This window comes from Maricaulis sp. (assembly GCF_030149515.1).
Taxonomy (GTDB): domain Bacteria; phylum Pseudomonadota; class Alphaproteobacteria; order Caulobacterales; family Maricaulaceae; genus Maricaulis.
This window is the reverse complement of sequence record NZ_JASBRI010000024.1, coordinates 170,072-191,140: the sequence shown is the minus strand read 5'-3', so window position 1 is coordinate 191,140 and position 21,069 is coordinate 170,072. Positions and strand designations below refer to the sequence as shown.

Genomic DNA, 21,069 nt, shown 5'->3' with positions numbered 1-21,069 from the left:
GAACCGGCGCCTCCTGAGCCCGCACGCCGGGATACTGAAACAACGCCCGGCGTTCCTGTTCAGGCGGTTTTCCGCTTGCCAACGCATGAAAGGGCGATGCCATGACACAGTTCACTCTGTTCGACGAATCCTCGGCGCCGGCGGCTTCCAAGCCGCAGCTGAAATCGGCGAAGTCGAAGTACGGTTTCATCCCCAACCTTATGGGCGAACTCGCTGCCTCGCCGGCCGCTCTGGAAGCCTATTCCAGCCTTTCCAGCCTCTACGGGAAGAGCGGGCTGACGGCGGCAGAACAGCAGGTCGTGCTGCTGACGACGAGCTTCGAGAACAATTGCGAATACTGCGTAGCGGCGCACTCCACCGTGTCGCTGAATGTCGGCCTGGACCGGGAAGACCTGATCGCGATCCGCGAAGGGCGGGCCATCGCATCAGATCCGCGGCTGGAAGCCCTGCGCCAGTTCACCCAGACCGTGGTGCGCGAACGGGGACTGGTGGAGCATTCCGATGTGGATGCCTTCCTCAAGGCGGGCTTCACCAAGGCCAATGTACTCGACGTGATCACCGGCGTGACCATGAAGACGATGTCGAACTACACCAATCATATCGCCGAAACGCCGGTCGACGAGGCATTCCAGGCGATGTCCTGGTCCAAGCCGATCCTGCAGCACGCGGACTAGATCGCGCCGTCGACCCATAATTCCGCCAGCCGCCTGGCTATGGCGATCGAAGGCGGCATGGCGGCGTCGGGGTGCGTGCCGTCGAGCATGGCACGCACCTCGTCGCGGTGGAACCAGCGCGCGGTCTCCAACTCGTGTGTGTCGACCGTGATCGCGGCGTCGCTGACCGGTGCCACGAGGCCGATCATCAGCGAGCCGGGAAAGGGCCAGGGCTGGCCCATGACATAGCGGATGGCGTGCATGTCGGCCGTCACGCCGGCCTCTTCCTTGAGTTCGCGCGCGCAGGCTTCCTCCAGGGTTTCCGCCGGCTCCACGAAACCGGCGAGTGCCGACCACATTGCCGGCGGCCAGGCCGCCTGCCGGCCCAGCAGGCATTCCTCGCCATTGACGGCCAGCATGATAACGACGGGATCGACCCGCGGATAATGTTCGGAGTGGCAGGCGGGGCAGACGCGTCGCGCGCCGCCCGAGCGGATCTGCGTGGCCGTACCGCAACCGGCGCAGAAACCGTGACGGCCGTGCCAGGCCAGAAGCGACCTGGCCTGGCCATAGATCGCCGCCTCGTCCGGCGAAAGCCCCATGGCCGCACGGCGTGCATCCAGCATCTCCACCCCGTCCGGCAACGGGCTGTCCTTGGCCAGCTGTGCCGCGAAACAGGGCGTGCCCTTGTAGTGACCCAGGAAAATCCGTTCCGGGCCCAGGCCAAGTCCGTCCAGCTCCGACCGGCGGAACCAGAAGACTGCTCCGTCCGGCTGCAACAGCGGCTCACCATCGCGCAGAATCAGCCACCAGCCCTCATCGCCGCCGATCAGGGCGGCCAGCCTGTCCTCGTCGCGCCGCAACACTTCGCCGCGGTCGAGCGGCGCTCCGGCGAAAACCATCGGACGCTGTCCGGTCAGGAGGGCGCGATCGTTCATGGAAAACACCGTGTCCGGCAGGAGGGTGGCGCCGTGGCGCCGGAAGAAACGCCAGACTTAGAGGCTTCGGAGCGCGGCTTCAACCGCTGCCGCTAGAGATCGAAATGCTCGCGATGTCCGGGGATGCAGCAGGGCCGGCCCGGCTCCGCCTCGATGCGGTCGCGCAGCGCCCGCGAGGCTGGCGGCACCCGGGCAGGTGAGGCCAAGATCGTTCACGCAGCGCCGCTCCCGGCTAGCCGGCAGCGGGCGGGATATGATGATGTCCATACTGCGCCAGAAAGACCTGTCTGACCTGCGGAAAACTGTGACGCCTCTATTGCATATGAGAATGAGTCGCATTTATTGTGTTCCCAGGAGGTGCCGACATGGATGCGAAAACCCTGCGTTCCGTTCCGCTTTGCGCGCATCATGCGCAGATGGCCGTGCGTGACTGGCTGGAGACCCAGTCGCGGGTGACGGGATATTGGCGCGATGTGCTGATGTCTGCCGGCGGCAATGAGGATCTCGTCGCCGTGCTGGACGATCATGCCAGTTTTCTCGCCGCGGCGGCGCATCTGGGCAGCGCGGATTTTACCCGGCCGCAATGAGGCCGCGCCTTGCGTTGCGGGCTGCGGCAAGCGATATAGGCATGTGGAAGGCCGGCGGTGGACGGGCACCTCGCCAACCCGGTCAGGTCCGGAAGGAAGCAGCCGTAACGAGTTTCCGCCCGGGTCGCCGTTCGGTCTTCCACGCAATCGCTGCGTTGACCCGAACGCTTCCAGGCCGCAACCCGAAGAGCCCCCATGGACGACACGCCGCTCCCAGCCGAAGACACCGGAGCGAGCGACGCCCTGATGCCGGGACTCGACCTGCCCGAGACCGCGCCCGGTCCGGGCTATCAGGTCCTGGCCCGCAAATACCGTCCGTCGACCTTTGAAGACCTGATCGGTCAGGAGCCCATGGTGCGCACCCTGACCAATGCCTTCGCGGCCGGCCGCATCGCCCATGCCTACATGCTCACCGGCGTGCGCGGCATCGGCAAGACGACGACGGCACGCCTGATCGCCCGCGCACTCAACTATGCTACCGACGAGATCGACGAACCCTCGATGAAACTGGCCATGCCGGGCCGGCACTGCGAGGCGATCGCGCGCTCGGCGCATGTCGATGTGATGGAGATGGACGCGGCCTCGCGCACCGGGGTCGGCGACATCCGCGAAATCCTCGAAGGCGTGCGCTACGCCCCGGTTTCCGCGCGCTACAAGGTCTACATCATCGACGAGGTGCACATGCTCTCCGCCTCGGCCTTCAATGCCCTGTTGAAGACGCTCGAGGAACCGCCGGAGCATGCCAAGTTCATCTTCGCCACGACCGAGATCCGCAAGGTGCCGGTGACCGTGCTGTCGCGCTGCCAGCGCTTCGATCTCAAGCGCATCGACCGCGAGGTGCTGACCGGACATCTCGAACGCATCTGTCAGCTGGAAAACGCCTCGGTCGACCGCGAAGGCCTGTCCCTGATCGCCCGCGCCGCGGAAGGCTCGGTGCGCGATGCGCTGTCGCTGCTGGATCAGGCCATCGTCCAGGGCAGCGAGGAGACGGGTCCCGTCTCCGCCCCGCAGATCCGCGACATGCTGGGCCTGGCCGACCGGGCCCGCGTGCTGGACCTGCTCGAACAGGCCCTGTCGGGCAAGACGGCCGAGGCACTGGAAGAATTGTCGGCGCTCTACGATGCCGGTGGCGATCCCGTCGTCATCGGCCGCGATCTTCTGGACTATGTTCACGCCACCTCGCGGGTGAAGGCGGCGGGCCCCGGGGCCGATCTTGGCGAGGCGGCCGATACCGTCCAGCGCATCGTCGCGCTGGCGGAGAAACAGTCGCTGGGCCAGCTCACCCGGCTCTGGAAAATCCTGCTCACCGGGCTGGACGATATCCGCAATGCCCCAGACCCGCTGGCCGCCGCCGAGATGACCGTCCTGCGCCTGGCCGCGGCTGCGGCCCTGCCGGGACCGGAGGAGGCCGCGCGGATTCTCGCCGCGCATCCGCCGGCGCAAACAGGCCCTGCCGCGTCTGCCGGGGAGGCGCCGGGAAAGCCTGAGCCGGCGCCAGCCGCGCCGGCGGGCATGGCACCGGTCCAGCCGCCCGCACCCCTGGCCGACGGCGAGGTGCCGGCCGACGGCCCCGAGAGTTTCGAGGCGCTGATCGCGCTGTTGCGCGAAAAGCGGGATATCGGCCTGCAATCGGATATCGAACGTTATGTGCGCCCGGCCGCCTTCAAGCCGGGTTCCTTTACCTACCGGCCTGAACCGGGCTGCCCGCCGGATCTCGCACAGCGCCTGGCGCGGCGGCTGCAGGAATGGACCGGCGCCCGCTGGGGCATTCTCGCCAGTGACGAGGTCGAGGGCGGGGAAACCTGGATCGAGCGGCGCCGGCGCGAGGAGGCCGAGCGCCTGGAACGCGCCCGCCGCGATCCCGCTGTCAGCGAGGCCTTGCGACTCTTCCCCGGGGCGGAGATTGTGGCGGTCCGTCAGGCCCGGCGCGAAGCCGACGGCGCGGACGACGAACACCGGACAACGGAGAAACGTGCATGAAGGACCTGATGGGTCTGATGAAGCAGGCGCAGGCCATGCAGCAGAAAATGGCCGACGCCCAGGCCAAGCTCGATGCGGAGGAGGTGACCGGCGAGTCCGGGGCCGGCCTGTTGCGCGTCACGATGACGGCCAAGGGCGATCTGAAACGGGTCGATATCGACAAGAGCCTGATCGATCCGGACGAGCCGGAAATCCTGGAGGACCTGATCCTGGCCGCGCACAACGACGCCCGCCGCAAGGCCGAAGTGCGCCAGCAGGAAATCCTCAAGGACGCAGCCGGCGGGCTGGATCTGCCTCCGGGCATGAACCTGCCCTTCTAGGACGCAATCGCTCATGCGAACCGCCTCGGCCGGCCCGGAAATCGAACGCCTGATCACGCTCCTGGCGAAACTGCCGGGTCTGGGGCCGCGGTCGGCCCGGCGCGCGGCGCTGCATCTTCTGGGCAAGCGCGACGGCCTGATGCGCCCCCTGGCCGAGGCCCTGGGCGATGCCGCCGACAAGATCCGGTCCTGCAGTGAATGTGGCAATCTCGACGTCACCGACCCCTGTGCCGTCTGCGCCGCGCCCAACCGGCAGGACGGCGCGATCTGCGTCGTCGAGACCGTCGGCGATCTCTGGGCGCTGGAACGCGCCGGTGCCTTCAAGGGGCGCTATCACGTGCTGGGCGGCGTGCTCTCGGCGCTGGACGGCGTGCGGCCTGAGGATCTGAACATCGCCAAGCTGATCGAACGGGCCGGGCGCGACGCCGTCAGTGAGATCGTTCTGGCCCTCAACGCCACGGTCGACGGCCAGACCACGGCCCACTATCTCGCCGACAAGCTGGCCGGTTGCGATGTCTCGGTGACCTCGCTGGCGCGGGGCGTGCCGGTGGGCGGAGAGCTGGATTATCTCGACGACGGTACGCTGGCTGCGGCCTTCCGCAGCCGGTCCTCGGTCTGAATTTACCTATTCAACACCGCAAATCATCCTATTCTTCCGGCGGAACGGCTGGGAGGACGGCATGGCGGACACGGTCGCGACAGGGGCGATGAACCCCGAGCGCGTCACGCGCAAGGCGGTGGTCCTCTTCTTCTGCACCGGACTGTTCATGGTATCCTTGGTGCTTGCGGCACTGACCGCCATAAAGGTGCATGAAGTCCATCTGGGACCGGTCTCGGTGCTTGTGCCGGCCGGGACACTGGCCTTTTGCCTGACCTATCTGGCCACCGATGTGATCAGCGAAGTCTGGGGCCGCGGCTATGCACTCTGTGTGGTTCTGTGCGGCCTGGCGATGCGGGTCGTCCTGGCTCTGCTCCTGGTCTATGCGATGCATGTCGAGGACGTCGTGCCGTTTATTTCCGCAGCCGACAGCTGGACGCCGGAGCGCCAGGCCGAGTTCGTCTCCGTCTTCTCATCGGGCAACAGGACCAATTTCGCGGGCATGGCGGCATTCGGCGTCAGCGCGCTGGCCGATGTGCTGATTTTCCATCACATGCGGATGCGCGATGAAGGCAAGAACCGGCTCTGGCTGCGCAACAATGCCTCGACCATGATTTCCCAGATCCTGAATTCGACCATTTTCATCACCGTCGCTTTCGCCGGGATCCAGACCTGGGCGGCCATCGGCAGCCTGATACTCGGCCAGGTACTGGTGAAAGTCCTGGTGGCCGCCTTCGACACGCCGCTGGTCTATCTCCTGCGCAATGTCGCGCAGGGACGGCGGCTGCTGGATATGCGCGGCTAGGTTCGGGACGTTGCGCTGCCGGAGGTCTGCTCCTACGGCACGACGACATCCAGCCGCAACACGGCACCTTCCAGATCGTCGGTTAGAATGTAGAGATGGCCGTCCGGGCCGGACCGGACGTCGCGGATCCGCTCGCCGCGTTCGACCAGGAGCTCCTCTTCGGAGATGATCCGGTCACCGTCCACTTCATAGCGAACGAGCATGGAGCCCGCGAGCCCCCCGACGAAGGCATCGCCCTGCCATTCCGGGAATTCCTCGCCCCGGTAGAAGGCCAGTCCGGACGGCGCGATGGAGGGATCCCAGAACCAGATCGGCTGTTCCAGTCCTTCACGCCGGGTAGCGTCGGAGACAGGCGTGCCGTCATAGTTGATACCGTAGGTGATCTCGGGCCAGCCATAATTCAGCCCGGCCTCGACGATGTTGATCTCGTCGCCGCCGCGGGCGCCGTGTTCGTGCGTCCAGACAGATCCGGTGGCCGGATTGATGGCGATGCCCTGCACATTGCGGTGTCCGTAGGACCAGATCTCCGGCTGTGCGCCGCCGGCGCTGACGAAGGGGTTGTCGAAGGGCACCGAGCCGTCATCATTGAGCCGGACAATCGTGCCCAGATGATTGCCCAGGTTCTGCGCCTCGTTCCGGTGCAGCCCGCCATCGCCGAGGGTCAGCAGAAGCGTGCCGTCGTCCAGGAACTGGATGCGGCCGCCGAAATGATAGCCGCGCTCCTTCTCGAAATTGACCCGGAACAGCGTTTCCACACCGTTCAGCGCACGGCCGTCCTCGCTCAGCCGGCCGCGGGCGAGGGCCGTCCGGTTGGCCGAGGCCGTGCCTTCGGAAAAAGCGAAATAGACCCAGCGCGTCTCGGCGAATTCCGGGTGCAGGGCAAGGCCGAGCAGGCCGCCCTGGTTTTCAACCAGTATGTCCGGCAGGCCCTCGACCGGGGCCTCGCGAAGCGTGCCGTCATCGATATAGCGCAGCCGGCCCTCGCGTTCGGTAACCAGCATGTCGCCGTCCGGCAGGAAGGCGAGCGACCAGGGAAACTCCAGCCCCTCTGCCACGGTCTCCACCGTGAAGTCGGCCTGTTCGGTTTCATGGATGGTTGATTGGGCCAGGGCGGATCCAGTCAGGACCGCCAGCGCTAGTGTACTTGCAACAACACGCATGCTCGCTCTCCCTGTTGGCAAGGCCCAATCTAGGGCGATGCGCCGGGGGATTGAAGAGGGGCGTGGACGAAAGGGCTACAGCGCGATGGATCCGGCAAAGCTCGCCAGGCGTGGCGCAAAACGGGGCTGGAAGGCGCTGACCTGGGCCCAGCGGCGGCGCAACCGCACCGGCAGGTTCGCCACCGCATCCGGCATCACAGCAGCAGCACGTTCGGCCAGTTCCCAGCTGCAGATGCCCAGCGCCGCCATGCCGGGAACCAGTACGCGGCCGTGATCCAGCGGAATTTCGTAGCTGGCATAGTATTTCTTGTAATGTCCGCCGCCGCGGCCGAGATCGATGCGTTCAAGGCCGTGCGCCTGCGCCTGTTCGAACAGTCCGTGCAGCAGGAGCAGGCCCGGCGAATACCTGGCCAGTTCCGGATCGTAGGCCGGGAACCAGGAATGATAGACATCGTCGGCTACCAGACCGAATTCGACGGCGGCCAGCCGGTCTCCGAACCAGAGCGAGGCGGTGAGGCCGCCGAAGGCCTCGCCCTCGCGGGCGCGCAGCTGCGCGAGCACGTCCTGGACCCAGGCAATGGAGAAGACATTCAGCTTTCCGGTGGACGTGTACTGCGCCTCCTTCCAGGCGGCGAGCGCAGCAAAGGCGCGGCCTGTGTCGTCGCCCAGCTTGACCCGCACCGGGCCGAAATCGCGTTCGGCCGCGCGCAGGCGCCGGGCCGTTTTCTTGAAATGGTCGCGGTGGACGCTCCGGCGCGCGTCGAAATAGGCCCTGGCGCCTTCGGCCAGATCGACGATCACGCTGCCTTCGCGCTCGCGGCGCGCATCGGGTATGCCGCCGAGCGGGCAATACCAGTTGTCGTACACCATCGCCGAGCCGCCGCAGGCCCGCACGATGGCCCGCGGGTCGATATGCACGCCCGGCCTGGCGACAATGCCCTGATAGTCGCTCATCGGCGCGCCCAGCGGGCGCACGATCCCGTCATGTGGCGCATGGTGCGGAAAGAAACCGGTGACTTCGCCGTCGTCTTCCAGCACGGCGATGCGGGTATCGGGCCGGGTGCGGGCGACCGTTTCGGTAAACTCGAAGCACAGATAGGGGCTGATCAGCCGGCCGTCCGGACGGGCCCAGCCGTTCCATTTCGCGACCAGATCGGCCGTCATGTCCTCGATTGAAACGATCCGCACGCGCATCGCAGGCCTCCAACGTCCCTCGCTGCCGTGTGACGCAAGATGCGGGCCGCATGGGTGACAGGTTTTGACGCTGGCGCGTGCCAAGCTGGCCGCCGTCGACCGACTCACGCAGAATGCGCCGCGAACAGAAGGCGAACTCATGATCCTGACCGATATCGCTCCGGAAACCTGGCTCCTGCTCTGCGGCCTCGGCCTCGTGATCGCGCTTCTGGCCGTGCTCATCCTGCGCCGCCCGCAAAGGGATGACGGGTTCGAGGCGGACCAGGTCGAGACGCTGCGCGGCGACCTGGCCGCGGCGCGCGAACGCCTGGCCCGGCTCGATGGCGCGATCGAGGAACGCGACCGCCTGCGCGGGAAGGTCGATGCACTGCAGGAGGAGAAACAGGCCCTGGTGCGCGAACTCTCCGGTCTGAAATCCGCCCACGAGGCGGCGCTGGAGCATCACAAGGACAAGCTGGCCGAGCTGGAAAAGGCCCGCGAGCGCCTGACCGAACAGTTCAAGCTCACGGCGAACGAAATCCTCAAGACCTCCGGCGCCGAGCTGAACAAGCAGAGCACGGAAAACCTGCAGACCCTGCTGAAACCATTGCGCGACCAGCTCTCCGAATTCCGCACCAAGGTGGAGACCGATGCCAAGGAGCGTTCGGGTCATGCCGGCGAGATCAAGCAATTGATGGAAACCGTCCGCAAGGACGCGGCCCAGATGTCGGAGGACGCCAAGAGCCTGACCAACGCCCTGCGCTCCTCATCCAAGGTCCAGGGCGATTGGGGCGAGCTGGTACTGGCCTCCATACTGGAGCGTGCCGGCCTGCGCGAGGGCCATGAATTCTTCACCCAGCAGAGCGAGACGACCGAGGACGGCGCGCGCCGGCGGCCGGATATCGTGGTCGAACTGCCGGGCAAGCAGCGCCTGGTGATCGACAGCAAGGTCTCGCTGACTGCCTTCGAGCGGTGTGTGAATGCGGAGGAGGACGAGGAGCGCGGTGCGGCGCTGAAACAGCATCTCAACTCCGTGCGCAGCCATATCAAGGCGCTGGGAGAAAAGGACTATGCGCAATTCTACGAAGGGGTGAGCTTCACCCTGATGTTCGTGCCGCTGGAAGGCGCGGCCTCGCTGGCCCTGCAGAACGATCCGGACGTCACCGTCTATGCCTGGGAGCGCGATGTGATGATCGCCACGCCGACCACGCTGATGATGGCCATGCGCACGGTGCAGAATCTGTGGACCGTCGACCGGCAGAACCGCAATGCGCTGGACATCGCCAACCGCGCCGGTGCGCTCTACGACAAGCTGGAGGGTTTTGTCGGCGATCTGGAAAAGGTCGGCACCCGGATCGATCAGGCCAAGGGCGCCTGGCACGACGCCAAGAACAAGCTCTCCGACGGCCGCGGCAATGTCATCCGCCAGGCGGAAATGCTGAAAAAGCTCGGCGCCTCGACTCGCAAATCCCTGCCCGACGACTATCTCGACGCGGCCGGTGTCGAGCATGACGAAACGCCGGCGCTTTCGGCCTCCGAAGCGGCCGATTCTTGAACGATTAAGGCGGCGGGATTATTTAGAGCCTATGGCTATACGTGAAATTCGCACCGTTCCGGATCCCATCCTGAAGGAAGTCTCGCAACCTGTTGAAAAGGTTGATGACGAGCTTCGCGCGCTCATGGATGACATGCTGGAGACGATGTATGCCGCCGACGGGATCGGCCTGGCGGCGATCCAGGTCGGTGTGCCCAAGCGCGTCATCGTGATGGATCTGGCGCGCCCGGACGAGGAGCCGCAACCGCGCTTTTTCGTCAATCCGGTGCTTTCCGAACCGTCCGACACGCTGCAGCCCTATGAAGAGGGCTGCCTGTCCGTGCCCACCGTCTATGACGAGGTCGAGCGCCCGGACCGTATCCGCGTGCAGTATCTCGATTATGACGGCAATGAAGTCGACGAGATCGCCGAGGGCATGTACGCCGTGTGCATCCAGCACGAGATGGACCATCTCGAGGGCGTGCTTTTCATCGACTATCTCTCGCGTCTGAAACGCCAGCGCGCCGTGCAGAAGGTGCGCAAGGCGGAAAAGCTGAAAGACCGCGACGCGGCCTGACACGGAGCGCAAGCGCGGCATCCGCCCCTCGGCCTTGTTCCCCTGCCCGGCCATTTGTCCCGGAAGCGCTGAGCTGTCCGGGATCCACTCACACTCGGCAGGGGAGAAAGAGATGTGAGTGGATCCCGGCTGGCTCTGTGTTCCATCCTGGCCGGAAAACCGGCGGAGGCTAGAACTTCCCGGCCTGGAAATCCCGCACCGCCTGGTGCAGCTCGGCTTCCGTGTTCATCACGAAGGGACCGTAGCGGGCGACCGGCTCGTTGATCGGTTTGCCGGCGACCAGAAGCAGGCTCGCGCCGTCCTCTCCGGCCTTCAGCTCGATCGTGTCGCCGTCCTCCAGAACGCCCAGATCGGGATCGCTCACCCGGCCTTCGCCGGAGGAGACCGCCCCCTTGTAAACGGCGATGAAGGCCGTGTGCTCCGGATCGACTTGTTCGACCAGGCGGGCGCCCGGTTCCAGCACGATGTCGATCAGGGTGGGCTGGATCGAGACCGATTTCGCCGGGCCTTCCACACCGGTCGAGCTCCGCCCGGCCAGCACGCGCAAGGTCGCCCCCTCGCGGGTTTCGACCGGGATCTCGTCCCGGGCGAATTCCTGATAGCCCGGCTCCGTCATCTTCAGCTCGGCGGGCAGGTTGACCCACAGCTGGAAGCCCCAGAGACGGCCATCTTCCTGTTCCGGGGTCTCGGAATGAACGATGCCCCGGCCGGCCGTCATCCACTGGATGCCGCCGTCCTCGATCACGCCGGAATGGCCCTTGTTGTCGCCGTGGCGCATCTTGCCGTCCAGCATGATGGTCACAGTCTCGAAGCCGCGGTGCGGATGGTTCGGGAATCCGGCCATATAGTCGGCGCTGTCATCCGAGCGGATCTGGTCCAGCATCAGGAAGGGGTCGAGATCCATCAGCCCGCGATGGCCCAGCATGCGGGTCAGCTTCACGCCGGCCCCGTCCGAGGTCGGCTGGCCGCGCGAGATCTTGGTGATCCGGCGCGTCCTGGTCATGGTGTCGGTCGCGGTCATGGCGATTCACTCCTTGCGTTGCGGCGGGATGGCCCGCCGGTCTTGACGACAAGATAGGACCGACGGCCGCTTGCACCCAGCCAGTCCGGCGAAAAGGATTGTTTCCAAACCGGAAGAGATGGGGCAGGTTTGCCGATTGTTGTTGAAAGGGACCTCCATGAAACGCATTGGCCTGAGCGCGACGATGCCGCTTGCCCTGATGGCCTGTTCACAGCCGGCGCCGGAGGCGGACCTGTTCGATCGTCTGGCCGCCCGTTGCGGTCAGGCCTTCGAAGGCCGCGTTGTCAGCGAGGATCCCCGTGATGCTGACTGGGCGTCCCGGCGGCTTGTCATGCATGTGCGCGAGTGCGGCGGGGACGCGATCCGCATCCCGCTGCATGTCGGCGAGGATCGCTCGCGCACCTGGGTGATTTCACGCACCGCGGACGGGCTGCGCCTGAAGCACGATCACCGGCATGAGGATGGCAGCGAGGATGTGCTGACCCAATATGGCGGCGATACGGTGGAAGCGCCGGCGCCGGACCGGGCGGAGTTTCCGGCGGATGCATATTCCCGGGCGCTGTTCGAGCGCGAGGGCATTCCCGCCTCAACGGAGAATGTCTGGTCGATCACGCTGGGTGAGACGCGCTTTACGTATGCGCTGGACCGGCCGGACCGGCATTTCGCGGCCGAGTTCGACCTGACGCAGCCGGTCGAAGCTCCGCCGCCGCCCTGGGGCGCCGAATAGGCAAGCGGGGGCAGGCATGCCCGCCCCCGCAGGTTGCCGGCTTAGTGCTGGCCGTCCTCGTCGTCGACGTGGCATTCGCCGGTCGCGGCGATTTCGATGCCGGCGGTCTCGGCTTCGCAGGCATTGCCATAGGTTTCACCGTCGGCGCCGCACACAGGCGCATAGTCCTGGGGGCAGACCGGTGCGGTCTCGACCGCGTCGGCAGCCGGAGCGGTTTCGGCCGGAGCAATGTCGGCCAGACCTTCGTCAGCCGGCAATTCCGCGACCGTTTCGTCGGTCACGGTCTCGCTGACCGGCGCAGCATCCTGGGCCGGAGTGTCGGCCATTGCGGAAACGTCTTCCGGGGCAGTGCAGGCCATCAGAATCGCGCCGCCCAGGAGGGCGGCGGCAAGTTGCGTACGCATGTGAGTGGTATCCTTAACCCGAGTGCCATGATTGGCACAGGCGTGTGATTTACCACTCTGCACTTTATTGGGGCAGTGGGAGCCGCATTTCCACGCGATCACGATTTATTGCGGCAGCGCAGCAGAGATGCCCCGTCCGTGATCGTCAGCCCTCGTGGCACGCCCCCTCGTGCACCACGCTGACACCGGCCGAGGCCGCCGTGCAGGCATTGCCGTAGGTCCGGCGGTCGCAGCCGCAGACCGGGCGGTATTCGCGGGTGCAGACTTGCGGGCGTGGCTGACAGGTTCCCGGGGCATCGGCCGCACCGCACATGGCGGCGGGTTCATAGCGGCAATAGGCGGTTTCCGGCGCGCCGGCACACATGCGCCCGGGCCGGGTGAAACCGCCGCAGCTTTCCCCGATCCCGACCTCGATCACCGCGGGCGGCGGGGCCGGCGGTGCCTTGTCCGTGGCACAGGCGGCGAGCAGCAGGAGCGGGAGGATTGTCCAGGCAGGTTTCATGGGTGACGCTTTCTCTTGGCGTTGGGCATGGCCGGACGCTATCACAACCCAACCCCGACCGCCGATGAATACGGACCCGTTAATGACGCTTCGCCTCGCCTTCATGGGCACACCGGACTTTGCCGCCCGCTCGCTCGCCGAGATCGCCGCGGCCGGGCACGAGATCGCCCGCGTCTATACCCAGCCGCCGCGCCGCCGCGGCCGGGGGCAGGCCGAGCAGAAGACGGCGGTGCATCAATTGGCGGAGGTGCTGGGCATTCCCGTCTCTACGCCCGAAAGTTTTCGCGATCCGGATGTGATTGCCGGGTTCAGGGCGCTCGATCTCGATGTGGCTGCCGTTGTCGCCTACGGCCAGATACTGCCCCGGGAGGCGCTTGACGCACCGCGCCTGGGCTGTCTCAACCTGCACGCCTCGCTGCTGCCGCGCTGGCGCGGTGCCGCGCCCATCCAGCGTGCGATCATGGCCGGCGACGAGACAACGGGTGTGCAGATCCAGCAGATGGAAGCCGGGCTCGATACCGGTCCGATCCTGCTGTCGGAAACGGTGCGCATCGCCGAAGACGACACCGCCGCTACCCTGCACGACAAGCTGAGGGATACCGGCGCGCTGATGTGGCCGCGCGCACTCTCGGCACTGGAGCGCGACACGCTGGAGGCCGTGCCGCAATCGGAGGACGGCATCACTTACGCGAAGAAAATCTCCTCCTCCGAAGCGCGCCTGGACTGGACCCAGTCCGCCGTGGACCTGGCCAATCATGTGCGCGGACTTTCGCCGTTTCCCGGTGCCTGGTTCGAAATGCCGACAGAGAAGGGCCTGGTGCGGGTTAAAGTGCTGATGGCCCGGGCCGGGGAAGGCGGCGGCGAACCCGGCACGGTGCTGGACGACGCCCTGCTGGTGGCCTGCAGCAAGGGGGCGCTGCGGCTTGAACGCCTGCAGCGAGAGGGCAAGGGTGCCATGGACGCGGCGGACTTCCTGCGCGGCAATACGCTGCCCGCGGGTACGGTGCTCGGCTGATGCCCCGCTACAAGCTCACCCTGGAGTATGACGGCACGCCCTTTTCCGGCTGGCAACGCCAGGACAACGGGCCGTCGGTCCAGGAAAGTCTGGAACGCGCCGCCGCGGCGCTCGATGAAGCTCCGGTCACGGTCTATGGCGCCGGGCGCACGGACAGCGGTGTCCACGCGCTGGGGCAGGTGGCGCACATCGATCTCGTCAAGGACCTCGCGCCCGACAAGGTGCGCGACGCGCTGAACTATCACCTCCAGCCCGACCCGGTTGCCGTGCTGGACGCCGAGCCTGTTCCAGAGACCTTTCATGCCCGCTTTTCCGCGACGAAACGGCATTATCTTTATCGCATGATCGACCGGCGGCCGCCGCTGACCCTCGATCGCGGCCAGGTCTGGCGTGTGCCGCGCCCGCTGGATGCCGGTGCGATGCACCATGCCGCCCAGGCACTGCTCGGCCAGCACGACTTCACGACATTCCGCGATGCCCAGTGCCAGGCCGACAGCCCGGTCAAGACGCTCGATGCCATCTCGGTATCGCGCTATGGCGAGGAAGTGCAGCTGACCTGCTCGGCCCGCTCCTTCCTGCACCGGCAGGTGCGCTCCATGGTCGGATCGCTGGTGGAGGTCGGCGTGGGCAAATGGTCGGCGCGGGATTTCAAGGCGGCGCTGGATGCCGCCGATCGCAGCCGTTGCGGCCCCGTCGCGCCGCCGGACGGTCTCTATCTCGTCGCCGTCGACTACCCGCCCGAAGCCTGAGCCGCGCGTGCGCTGGCATAGAGAAGCGTGACCGTGATCTCGCCGGCCAGGATCGGCACGGCGGCCGCCAGCGCCGAGGTGATGGTCGGCAGGCCCAGCGAGGCGTAGGCGATGCGCCAGTGCACCAGGATGCGCAGATAGGTGTAGAAAAAGAAGGACAGCTCCAGGAGATCGCGGGTGAACAGGCCCGCCGTGTGCAGCGTCCAGAACAGTGCCTGGAATGCGTAGAGCCAGAGCACGGCCCAATTGTGCACCACAACCCAGGGCACGAAGCCGGTGCGGGCGCCGGTGACCGCGCATGCCGCCGCAGCGGCCAGGGGGAAGATCGCCCAGGACAGGGCATAGCCGAACGCGAAGCGGCCCAGTTCGATCGTGCCGCCGGCATGCCAGCCGCCCGCAAGGATCAGCGCCACCAGCGGCAGGGCGAGGACGGCCGCCGCGAAAGAGCGCCAGAACCCGCCCAGGGAAACGTCGAAGCCCTCGCGCCAGCCTTCCTTGAAGGTCAGCATGCGCCAGCTGGCGCCGATCGAGCGCCGGGCCTCCGACGCCAGCGCGATCATGCGGGCGTATCCCTGAAATAGCACGTCAGGATGCGCGTATAGATCCGTGTCAGGGTTTCGATATCGCTTACGGGGACCCGCTCGTTGACCTGGTGCATGGTCGCCCCGACCAGGCCGAACTCGGCAACCGGGCCGTAGGCCTGGATGTAGCGCGCATCCGACGTGCCCCCGCCCGTGGTCAGCGCGGGGCGCCGGCCGGTTTCGGCCTCGACGCAGTCCTGCAGCAGCGTGGTGAATGCGCCCGCGGGTGTGAGGAAGGCCTCGCCGGCGACATGGATGCCGGTTTTTACCGTGCCGTCGAAATCGAGGTCCGCCTTGGCCGCCTCGTCCTCGATCCAGCGGACCAGATCGGCACCGGTATGCTTGATGTTGAAACGGATATTGAAACGTGCCGTGGCCGTGGCCGGGATGACATTCGTGGTCGGATTGCCGACATCGATGGTGGTGATTTCCAGATTGGACGGCTGGAAGTGCGGTGCCCCGTCGTCCAGCTTGCGGGCACGCAGCCGGTCGAGCAGCGACAGAAGGGCCGGGATCGGGTTTTCCGCGCGTTCGGGATAGGCGACATGGCCCTGGCGGCCGGTCACCGTGATGGTGCAGTTGAGACTGCCGCGGCGGCCCGACTTGATCGTGTCGCCCAGCGCGTTCGGATTGGTCGGCTCGCCGACGAGGCAGTGGTCGAAGCGCTCGCCCTCCTCGGCGAGCGCCTCGAGGGCCGCCCGGGTGCCATTGATGGCCGGGCCTTCCTCGTCGCCGGTGATCAGGAACGCGATCGATCCCGCCGGTGCGCCGTTCTCCGCCAGATAGCGCTGGACCGACGCGATCATGGCGGCGATGGCGCCCTTCATGTCGGCCGCGCCGCGTCCCCACAGCACGCCGTCCGATTCCTCCGCCCCGAAGGGCGGCTTCTCCCAGCCGGCCCCGGCTCCGGGCGGCACCACATCGGTATGTCCGGCAAACATGAAGCAGGGCGAACCGCTGCCCAGGCGGGCATAGAGATTGTCGACCTCTCCGAAGGGGTAGCGCCGGCAGGCAAATCCGAGGGATTCCAGAGCGTTCTGCACGACGTCCAGGGCTCCGGCATCGGCCGGCGTGATCGAGGGCCGCCGGATCAGCGCCTGCGCCAGGGGAAGGGGATTGGAAAGGTCGATCTGCGTGTCCATATGCGCAACATAGCCGCTTCATAGCGCCAAGCCAGATCGGGGATACAGCCATGGGAAAATTTGCCGCCGCCGAGGTCGCGGAGGCCACAGGAACGATCTATCCGGACGAACATGCCGGGGTCGTGAACGGCCGCTATACCCGCCGGCTGTCGGCACAGGCGGGCCTGTCGCAATTCGGCTTCAACCAGGTCCGGCTGGTGCCCGGTGCCTGGTCGTCCCAGCGCCACTGGCATACCCATGAGGACGAATTCGTCTACGTGATCGAGGGCGAGGCGACCCTGGTGACGGATGAGGGCGAAACCGTGATGCGTGCGGGCGATTGCGCCGGCTTTCCTGCGGGCGAAGCGAACGGGCATTGCATCCGGAACCGTTCGGACGCCGATTGCGTCTTCCTGGTTGCCGGCACCCGTTCCGACGAGGACGGCGCCCACTATCCCGATATCGACATGGAAGCCAGGCCGGGCCGCTATTCCGGCCCCGCCGTCTTCACCCGCAAGGACGGGACGCCCTACTAGGCCTCAGTGCGAGCGTCCGTGGGTTTCGCGATAGCGTTCCATGGACACCGAGATCTTGAACGTCTCGCGGTATTTCGGCGAGCCGACCGGGCGCGGCGGATGCTGCGAAGTCAGGGCCAGGATCCGTTCCAGCGTGTCGTGTGCCGCACCGGACTGGCCTGCGCCGATATAGGCGTGCAGTTCCACCAGCGCGTCGGACAGCGGGTCGCCGCCGCGAATGATGAAATAGGGCTCGTCCTTTTCCAGCTTGTTCAGCACGTCGAACTCGGACGGGTTGTTCGCCGAACCGTAGGGCGCGGCCGGATCGGCGGCGGCCGGACGTTCCTTGGTCTCGTTATCGCTCATGACGGGCCCCTCGATGAAATGAGCGCCCATCCCAGCAGATTCGGGTGCAAAGCGGTAGCGGCGGATCAGCGCAGATGCGGTGACGGCGGCCGGTGGCCTGCTATTCTCGGTTCCGGGAATCGAACGGGGGGAGGCGCCATCATGATCCTTGTGCGTACGCTGGGGACCGCGGCGATGGCGATAGCGGCCATGACATCAACGGCTCATACACAGGACCGCGCCCGCGAGATCGGCATTGCGCCGGGTGTGCTGGAACCGGGTCCGCTCAATGCGATCACGGATGTGGCGGGCGTTCTGGTCGGCCAGGTGACGCTTACCGATCCGGAGGCCTCGATCCGCACCGGCGTGACAGCCATCCTGCCGCATGACGGCGACCTGTATGCCGACAAGGTTCCCGCCGGACTGGCCGTGGGCAATGGTTATGGCAAGCTGATGGGCGCCACCCAGATCCGCGAGCTGGGCGAGATCGAGACGCCGATCGTGCTGACCAATACCATGGCCGTCCCGCGCGCCGCGGACGGTATCCTGGACTGGACGCTGGCGCGGCCGGGCCATGAAGACATCCGCTCGCTCAACATGGTGGTCGGTGAGACCAATGACAGCCGGCTCAACGATATCCGGGCCCGGACGGTCACTCCGGCCCATGCCGTGGACGCCATCGAGAGTGCGACAGGCGGCGCGGTCGCGGAAGGCAATGTCGGGGCGGGCAACGGCACTGTCGCCTTTGGCTGGAAGGGCGGCATCGGCACGTCGTCGCGGCGCCTGCCGGAAGCCCTGGGCGGCTGGACGCTGGGCGTGCTGGTGCAGACGAATTATGGCGGCGTCCTGCAGATGGACGGCCTGCCCGTCGGCGAGGAATTGGGGCAGTATTATCTCTCCGATCACGTTGCAGACGACCGCGCCGACGGCTCCATCATGATCGTCCTGGCCACCGATGCGCCGCTCTCCGGCCGCAATCTGGAACGCCTGGCGCACCGGACCTTCGCCGGCCTGGCGCGTACGGGCGCCTCGATGACCAACGGGTCGGGCGACTATGCCATCGCCTTCTCCACCCATCGCGATGTGCGCCGCACGCCGCAGCGGCGCACCGAAGTCTCGCCCATCACCGACCTGCCCAACGGCCGGATGTCGCCGCTCTTCCAGGCTGCGATCGAGGCAACCGAGGAGGCCATCTACAATTCGCTCCTGATGGCCGAGGATATCGACTATCCCGTCGTGGGATCGGACGCGGTGGTGCATGCCCTGCCCGTGGACCGGGTACGGGCGATGGTGGAGGCGCGGGAACGCTGATTTCCTCCCCACGCCAGTGGGGAGGGGGACCGCGCCGGCAGGCGCGGTGGAGGGGCGCCGCGGAACGCGGCGGAATGGCGGATCCTGGCGCGTCAGCCCTTCGCGGCCTGCGGCCGCGACCCCTTCGACCCGATGCTGCGCATCGGCCCACTTCCCCGCTGACGCGGGGAAGAAAGCGCGCTACCACCCTGCCATGACCGCCTCCGGATCCATCGCCATTATCGGGGCCGGCCCGGCCGGGCTGATCGCTGCCGAGCATCTCTCCGCGGCGGGCCATGGCGTGGATATCTTCGAGAAGATGCCCACGCCGGGGCGTAAATTCCTGATGGCGGGGCGCGGCGGGTTGAACCTCACCCATTCCGAAGCCCTGCCGGCCTTCCTGGGCCGTTATCGCGGGGCGTCCGACTGGCTGGGCCCGGTCATCGTGAAACACGATCCGGCGGCCCTGCGTGCCTGGTGCGAAGGCCTGGGCCAGGCGAGTTTCGTGGGCTCTTCCGGCCGCGTCTTTCCCGAGGCGATGAAGGCTTCGCCCCTGCTGCGGGCCTGGCGGGCGCGGCTGGAGGCGCAGGGCGTGCGCTTTCGTCTGCGCCATGACTGGACCGGCTGGACAAGGGGCGGCGCACTCACTTTCGACACACCCGAAGGTCCGGTCGAACACGCCGCAGACGCGACCATTCTCGCCCTGGGCGGGGCGAGCTGGCCCCGGCTGGGCTCGGATGGCGGCTGGGCCGACAGGCTCAAGGCAAAGGGCGTGAACCTCGTTCCCTTCTCCGCCTCCAATTGCGGCGTCGAGATTGCCTGGAGCAAGGTCACCCGGACGCGTTTCGCCGGCGCGCCGCTGAAGACGATCGCACTGGGCCTGGGCGAGGAACGGGTGACCGGCGAGGCCATGATTGCCCGCTACGGGCTGGAAGGCGGTGCGGTCTATGCCCTGTCGGGCCCGGTCCGCGATGCGCTGGCAAACGGTCCGGTCACGCTGTTTCTCGATCTAAAGCCCAATCAAAGTGCCGGGGCTCTCGCCGCCCGGCTTGCCAGGGCGAAGAAGGGCCAGTCCCTGGCCAATACATTGCGCAAGGCTGGCCTGGCGCCCCAGGCCGTCTCCATCCTGCGCGATGCCGTTGCCGGCCTGCCGCGCGACCCGGCGCCCCTAGCCGAAACCATCAAGGCCGTGCCGCTCACCGTCACCGCCCAGCGCGGCCTGGAGCGCGCCATCTCCTCGGCGGGCGGTATAGCACGCAGCGCCGTGGGGGAGGATTTCATGCTGAAAGCCCTGCCGGGCGTCTTCGCCGCCGGCGAAATGCTCGACTGGGACGCCCCCACCGGCGGCTATCTCCTGCAGGCGAGTTTCGCGACGGGCGTGGCGGCCGCAAAAGGCGTGGAGGCCTGGCTGGCGGGGTGAGCCACCTTCCTCCCCACGTTAGTGGGGAGGGGGACCCGCAAAGCGGGGGAGGGGCCGCCGCGTGAGCGGCGGAATGGTCGGACGAGGCAGGAACAATGATCGCGGCCTACGGCCGCGACCCCTTCGACCCGATGCTTCGCATCGGCCCACTTCCCCGCGGTGCGGGGAAGAAAGACACCCCTCTACCGCAACAGCTCGTTGATGGCGGTCTTTGCCCGCGTCCGGGCATCGACGCGTTTCACGATCACGGCGCAGGCCAGCGATGGCCCCCCTTTGGGATCCGGGAGCGTGCCGGGTACGACGACGGCGTATTCGGGGACTTCCCCGCGCGTGATCTCGCCGGTCTCGCGATCGACGATCTTGGTCGACTGGCCCAGGAAGACACCCATGGAGATCACTGCGCCGGTACGTACGATCACGCCCTCGGCCACTTCCGAGCGCGCACCGATAAAGACATCGTCCTCGATGATAACCGGGCCCGCCTGCAGCGGCTCCAGCACGCCGCCAATGCCCACGCCGCCGGAGATGTGGACGTTCCTGCCGATCTGGGCGCAGGAGCCGACCGTCGACCAGGTGTCGACCATCGTGCCTTCGTCCACATACGCGCCGATATTCACATAGGACGGCATCAGCACCGTGCCCGGCGCGATGTAGGCGCCGCGGCGTACGGCGCAGGGCGGCACGGCGCGGAAGCCGGCGGCCTTGAACTCGGCCTCGCCCCAGCCCTCGAATTTGGAGGGCACCTTGTCCCACCACCGACCGGCCGCGACACCGCCGGAAATCGTGTCCATGGGATTGAGCCGGAATCCCAGCAACACGGCCTTTTTCAGCCACTGATTGACCTGCCAGTCGCCATTGCCCGCGCGCCGGGCGACACGCGCTTTGCCGTTGTCGAGCATGGCGATGGCCGTTTCGACGGCCTCGCGAACCTCGCCGCCGGTGTCCGTGCCGACACTGTCGCGATTCTCCCAGGCGGTTTCGATCGTGGCGATGAGTGTGGTGTCGGTCATAAGGCGGCCTCAATGCGGGTCAGATTGTCGCGGGCTTTAGCACC

General features: G+C 66.7%; 24 protein-coding genes and 1 other RNA gene. 15 read left to right on the top strand and 10 right to left on the bottom strand.

What is annotated here, in order from left to right; translation table 11 throughout:
- The first annotated feature begins 101 nt into the window (after positions 1–101).
- Positions 102–674, top strand: coding sequence for a carboxymuconolactone decarboxylase family protein (locus Q1U94_RS11710; protein WP_300544831.1), 573 nt, complete (start codon positions 102–104; stop codon positions 672–674).
- Here Q1U94_RS11710 and nudC read toward each other — a convergent pair.
- Positions 671–1,591, bottom strand: coding sequence for an NAD(+) diphosphatase (gene nudC / locus Q1U94_RS11705; protein WP_300544829.1), 921 nt, complete (start codon positions 1,589–1,591; stop codon positions 671–673). The genes Q1U94_RS11710 and nudC overlap by 4 nt on opposite strands.
- 365 nt (positions 1,592–1,956) lie before the next feature.
- Between nudC and Q1U94_RS11700 the strand changes: the two genes are divergently transcribed.
- From Q1U94_RS11700 to Q1U94_RS11675, 6 genes are all read left to right on the top strand, one after another.
- The gene (locus Q1U94_RS11700; RefSeq protein WP_300544827.1) at positions 1,957–2,178 is read left to right on the top strand and encodes a hypothetical protein; all 222 of its coding nucleotides are present in this window, start codon (positions 1,957–1,959) and stop codon (positions 2,176–2,178) included.
- A 45-nt stretch (positions 2,179–2,223) separates the two neighbouring features.
- Positions 2,224–2,322: signal recognition particle sRNA small type (gene ffs / locus Q1U94_RS11695), an RNA gene on the top strand.
- 51 nt (positions 2,323–2,373) lie between these two features.
- Positions 2,374–4,158 carry a DNA polymerase III subunit gamma/tau gene (locus Q1U94_RS11690; RefSeq protein ID WP_300544824.1) on the top strand — a complete coding sequence of 595 codons (1,785 nt, stop codon included), beginning with the start codon at positions 2,374–2,376 and terminating at the stop codon, positions 4,156–4,158.
- Positions 4,155–4,478, top strand: coding sequence for a YbaB/EbfC family nucleoid-associated protein (locus tag Q1U94_RS11685; protein WP_300544821.1), 324 nt, complete (start codon positions 4,155–4,157; stop codon positions 4,476–4,478). The genes Q1U94_RS11690 and Q1U94_RS11685 overlap by 4 nt, the downstream gene beginning before the upstream one ends.
- Before the next feature lie 13 nt (positions 4,479–4,491).
- On the top strand, positions 4,492–5,097 hold the full coding sequence (gene recR, locus Q1U94_RS11680) for a recombination mediator RecR (protein WP_300544819.1): 606 nt from the start codon (positions 4,492–4,494) through the stop codon (positions 5,095–5,097).
- 61 nt (positions 5,098–5,158) lie between these two features.
- Complete coding sequence (locus tag Q1U94_RS11675) at positions 5,159–5,881, top strand: queuosine precursor transporter (protein WP_300544816.1); 723 nt, start codon at positions 5,159–5,161, stop codon at positions 5,879–5,881.
- A 32-nt stretch (positions 5,882–5,913) separates the two neighbouring features.
- On the opposite strand, the gene Q1U94_RS11670 is transcribed toward Q1U94_RS11675, so the two are convergent.
- Positions 5,914–7,041, bottom strand: coding sequence for a PQQ-dependent sugar dehydrogenase (locus Q1U94_RS11670; protein ID WP_300544813.1), 1,128 nt, complete (start codon positions 7,039–7,041; stop codon positions 5,914–5,916).
- A 75-nt stretch (positions 7,042–7,116) separates the two neighbouring features.
- A complete protein-coding gene (locus Q1U94_RS11665; protein WP_300544810.1) occupies positions 7,117–8,235 on the bottom strand; it encodes a GNAT family N-acetyltransferase in 1,119 nt (372 codons plus the stop codon).
- 64 nt (positions 8,236–8,299) lie between these two features.
- Here Q1U94_RS11665 and rmuC point away from each other — a divergent pair, with 64 nt between their 5' ends.
- On the top strand, positions 8,300–9,769 hold the full coding sequence (gene rmuC, locus Q1U94_RS11660; protein ID WP_300544808.1) for a DNA recombination protein RmuC: 1,470 nt from the start codon (positions 8,300–8,302) through the stop codon (positions 9,767–9,769).
- Positions 9,770–9,800: 31 nt separating this feature from the next.
- On the top strand, positions 9,801–10,325 hold the full coding sequence (def, locus tag Q1U94_RS11655) for a peptide deformylase (protein WP_300544805.1): 525 nt from the start codon (positions 9,801–9,803) through the stop codon (positions 10,323–10,325).
- Positions 10,326–10,494: 169 nt separating this feature from the next.
- On the opposite strand, the gene Q1U94_RS11650 is transcribed toward def, so the two are convergent.
- Positions 10,495–11,346 carry a pirin family protein gene (locus Q1U94_RS11650; RefSeq protein ID WP_300544803.1) on the bottom strand — a complete coding sequence of 284 codons (852 nt, stop codon included), beginning with the start codon at positions 11,344–11,346 and terminating at the stop codon, positions 10,495–10,497.
- A gap of 157 nt (positions 11,347–11,503) precedes the next feature.
- Here Q1U94_RS11650 and Q1U94_RS11645 point away from each other — a divergent pair, with 157 nt between their 5' ends.
- Positions 11,504–12,073 carry a hypothetical protein gene (locus Q1U94_RS11645; protein ID WP_300544801.1) on the top strand — a complete coding sequence of 190 codons (570 nt, stop codon included), beginning with the start codon at positions 11,504–11,506 and terminating at the stop codon, positions 12,071–12,073.
- A 41-nt stretch (positions 12,074–12,114) separates the two neighbouring features.
- On the opposite strand, the gene Q1U94_RS11640 is transcribed toward Q1U94_RS11645, so the two are convergent.
- Together Q1U94_RS11640 and Q1U94_RS11635 are read right to left on the bottom strand one after the other, a co-directional pair.
- Positions 12,115–12,477 (bottom strand): Kazal-type serine protease inhibitor, encoded by a 363-nt coding sequence (locus Q1U94_RS11640; protein ID WP_300544798.1) that lies wholly within the window; start codon positions 12,475–12,477, stop codon positions 12,115–12,117.
- Positions 12,478–12,622: 145 nt separating this feature from the next.
- A complete protein-coding gene (locus tag Q1U94_RS11635) occupies positions 12,623–12,979 on the bottom strand; it encodes a Kazal-type serine protease inhibitor family protein (protein WP_300544796.1) in 357 nt (118 codons plus the stop codon).
- 82 nt (positions 12,980–13,061) lie between these two features.
- Here Q1U94_RS11635 and fmt point away from each other — a divergent pair, with 82 nt between their 5' ends.
- Together fmt and truA are read left to right on the top strand one after the other, a co-directional pair.
- Complete coding sequence (gene fmt / locus Q1U94_RS11630) at positions 13,062–13,994, top strand: methionyl-tRNA formyltransferase (protein ID WP_300544794.1); 933 nt, start codon at positions 13,062–13,064, stop codon at positions 13,992–13,994.
- Positions 13,994–14,743, top strand: coding sequence for a tRNA pseudouridine(38-40) synthase TruA (gene truA / locus Q1U94_RS11625; protein WP_300544790.1), 750 nt, complete (start codon positions 13,994–13,996; stop codon positions 14,741–14,743). The genes fmt and truA overlap by 1 nt, the downstream gene beginning before the upstream one ends.
- Here the strand turns inward: truA and Q1U94_RS11620 are convergent.
- A complete protein-coding gene (locus tag Q1U94_RS11620; RefSeq protein ID WP_300544787.1) occupies positions 14,725–15,303 on the bottom strand; it encodes a hypothetical protein in 579 nt (192 codons plus the stop codon). The two genes, truA and Q1U94_RS11620, sit on opposite strands and share 19 nt — an antisense overlap.
- Entirely contained in the window at positions 15,300–16,466 is a 1,167-nt protein-coding gene (gene dapE, locus Q1U94_RS11615) for a succinyl-diaminopimelate desuccinylase (RefSeq protein ID WP_300544784.1), read from the bottom strand. The genes Q1U94_RS11620 and dapE overlap by 4 nt, the downstream gene beginning before the upstream one ends.
- Positions 16,467–16,516: 50 nt before the next feature.
- On the opposite strand from dapE, the gene Q1U94_RS11610 reads away from it, so the two are divergent.
- The gene (locus tag Q1U94_RS11610; protein ID WP_300544782.1) at positions 16,517–16,981 is read left to right on the top strand and encodes a cupin domain-containing protein; all 465 of its coding nucleotides are present in this window, start codon (positions 16,517–16,519) and stop codon (positions 16,979–16,981) included.
- A gap of 3 nt (positions 16,982–16,984) precedes the next feature.
- On the opposite strand, the gene Q1U94_RS11605 is transcribed toward Q1U94_RS11610, so the two are convergent.
- Positions 16,985–17,326, bottom strand: a complete 342-nt coding sequence (locus Q1U94_RS11605; protein WP_300544778.1) for an aspartate decarboxylase — start codon at positions 17,324–17,326, stop codon at positions 16,985–16,987.
- A 174-nt stretch (positions 17,327–17,500) separates the two neighbouring features.
- Here Q1U94_RS11605 and Q1U94_RS11600 point away from each other — a divergent pair, with 174 nt between their 5' ends.
- Together Q1U94_RS11600 and Q1U94_RS11595 are read left to right on the top strand one after the other, a co-directional pair.
- Positions 17,501–18,616, top strand: coding sequence for a P1 family peptidase (locus tag Q1U94_RS11600; protein WP_366917289.1), 1,116 nt, complete (start codon positions 17,501–17,503; stop codon positions 18,614–18,616).
- 193 nt (positions 18,617–18,809) lie between these two features.
- Positions 18,810–20,015 carry a TIGR03862 family flavoprotein gene (locus Q1U94_RS11595; RefSeq protein ID WP_300544773.1) on the top strand — a complete coding sequence of 402 codons (1,206 nt, stop codon included), beginning with the start codon at positions 18,810–18,812 and terminating at the stop codon, positions 20,013–20,015.
- Positions 20,016–20,197: 182 nt separating this feature from the next.
- On the opposite strand, the gene dapD is transcribed toward Q1U94_RS11595, so the two are convergent.
- Positions 20,198–21,025 (bottom strand): 2,3,4,5-tetrahydropyridine-2,6-dicarboxylate N-succinyltransferase, encoded by an 828-nt coding sequence (gene dapD / locus Q1U94_RS11590; RefSeq protein ID WP_300544770.1) that lies wholly within the window; start codon positions 21,023–21,025, stop codon positions 20,198–20,200.
- Positions 21,026–21,069 lie beyond the last annotated feature (44 nt).

Bases quoted from the DNA above. Each gene is read 5' to 3' on its own strand.
- Q1U94_RS11700 (WP_300544827.1), top strand. From the start codon at position 1,957: ATGGATGCGAAAACCCTGCGTTCCGTTCCGCTTTGCGCGCATCATGCG.
- Q1U94_RS11600 (WP_366917289.1), top strand. From the start codon at position 17,501: ATGGCGATAGCGGCCATGACATCAACGGCTCATACACAGGACCGCGCC.
- dapD (WP_300544770.1), bottom strand. From the start codon at position 21,025: ATGACCGACACCACACTCATCGCCACGATCGAAACCGCCTGGGAGAAT.
- Q1U94_RS11620 (WP_300544787.1), bottom strand. From the start codon at position 15,303: ATGATCGCGCTGGCGTCGGAGGCCCGGCGCTCGATCGGCGCCAGCTGG.
- Q1U94_RS11640 (WP_300544798.1), bottom strand. From the start codon at position 12,477: ATGCGTACGCAACTTGCCGCCGCCCTCCTGGGCGGCGCGATTCTGATG.
- truA (WP_300544790.1), top strand. From the start codon at position 13,994: ATGCCCCGCTACAAGCTCACCCTGGAGTATGACGGCACGCCCTTTTCC.
- Q1U94_RS11610 (WP_300544782.1), top strand. From the start codon at position 16,517: ATGGGAAAATTTGCCGCCGCCGAGGTCGCGGAGGCCACAGGAACGATC.
- Q1U94_RS11690 (WP_300544824.1), top strand. From the start codon at position 2,374: ATGGACGACACGCCGCTCCCAGCCGAAGACACCGGAGCGAGCGACGCC.
- Q1U94_RS11595 (WP_300544773.1), top strand. From the start codon at position 18,810: ATGACCGCCTCCGGATCCATCGCCATTATCGGGGCCGGCCCGGCCGGG.
- Q1U94_RS11605 (WP_300544778.1), bottom strand. From the start codon at position 17,326: ATGAGCGATAACGAGACCAAGGAACGTCCGGCCGCCGCCGATCCGGCC.
- nudC (WP_300544829.1), bottom strand. From the start codon at position 1,591: ATGAACGATCGCGCCCTCCTGACCGGACAGCGTCCGATGGTTTTCGCC.
- Q1U94_RS11685 (WP_300544821.1), top strand. From the start codon at position 4,155: ATGAAGGACCTGATGGGTCTGATGAAGCAGGCGCAGGCCATGCAGCAG.
- fmt (WP_300544794.1), top strand. From the start codon at position 13,062: ATGACGCTTCGCCTCGCCTTCATGGGCACACCGGACTTTGCCGCCCGC.
- Q1U94_RS11635 (WP_300544796.1), bottom strand. From the start codon at position 12,979: ATGAAACCTGCCTGGACAATCCTCCCGCTCCTGCTGCTCGCCGCCTGT.
- Q1U94_RS11645 (WP_300544801.1), top strand. From the start codon at position 11,504: ATGAAACGCATTGGCCTGAGCGCGACGATGCCGCTTGCCCTGATGGCC.
- Q1U94_RS11670 (WP_300544813.1), bottom strand. From the start codon at position 7,041: ATGCGTGTTGTTGCAAGTACACTAGCGCTGGCGGTCCTGACTGGATCC.
- Q1U94_RS11675 (WP_300544816.1), top strand. From the start codon at position 5,159: ATGGCGGACACGGTCGCGACAGGGGCGATGAACCCCGAGCGCGTCACG.
- def (WP_300544805.1), top strand. From the start codon at position 9,801: ATGGCTATACGTGAAATTCGCACCGTTCCGGATCCCATCCTGAAGGAA.
- dapE (WP_300544784.1), bottom strand. From the start codon at position 16,466: ATGGACACGCAGATCGACCTTTCCAATCCCCTTCCCCTGGCGCAGGCG.
- recR (WP_300544819.1), top strand. From the start codon at position 4,492: ATGCGAACCGCCTCGGCCGGCCCGGAAATCGAACGCCTGATCACGCTC.
- Q1U94_RS11650 (WP_300544803.1), bottom strand. From the start codon at position 11,346: ATGACCGCGACCGACACCATGACCAGGACGCGCCGGATCACCAAGATC.
- Q1U94_RS11665 (WP_300544810.1), bottom strand. From the start codon at position 8,235: ATGCGCGTGCGGATCGTTTCAATCGAGGACATGACGGCCGATCTGGTC.
- Q1U94_RS11710 (WP_300544831.1), top strand. From the start codon at position 102: ATGACACAGTTCACTCTGTTCGACGAATCCTCGGCGCCGGCGGCTTCC.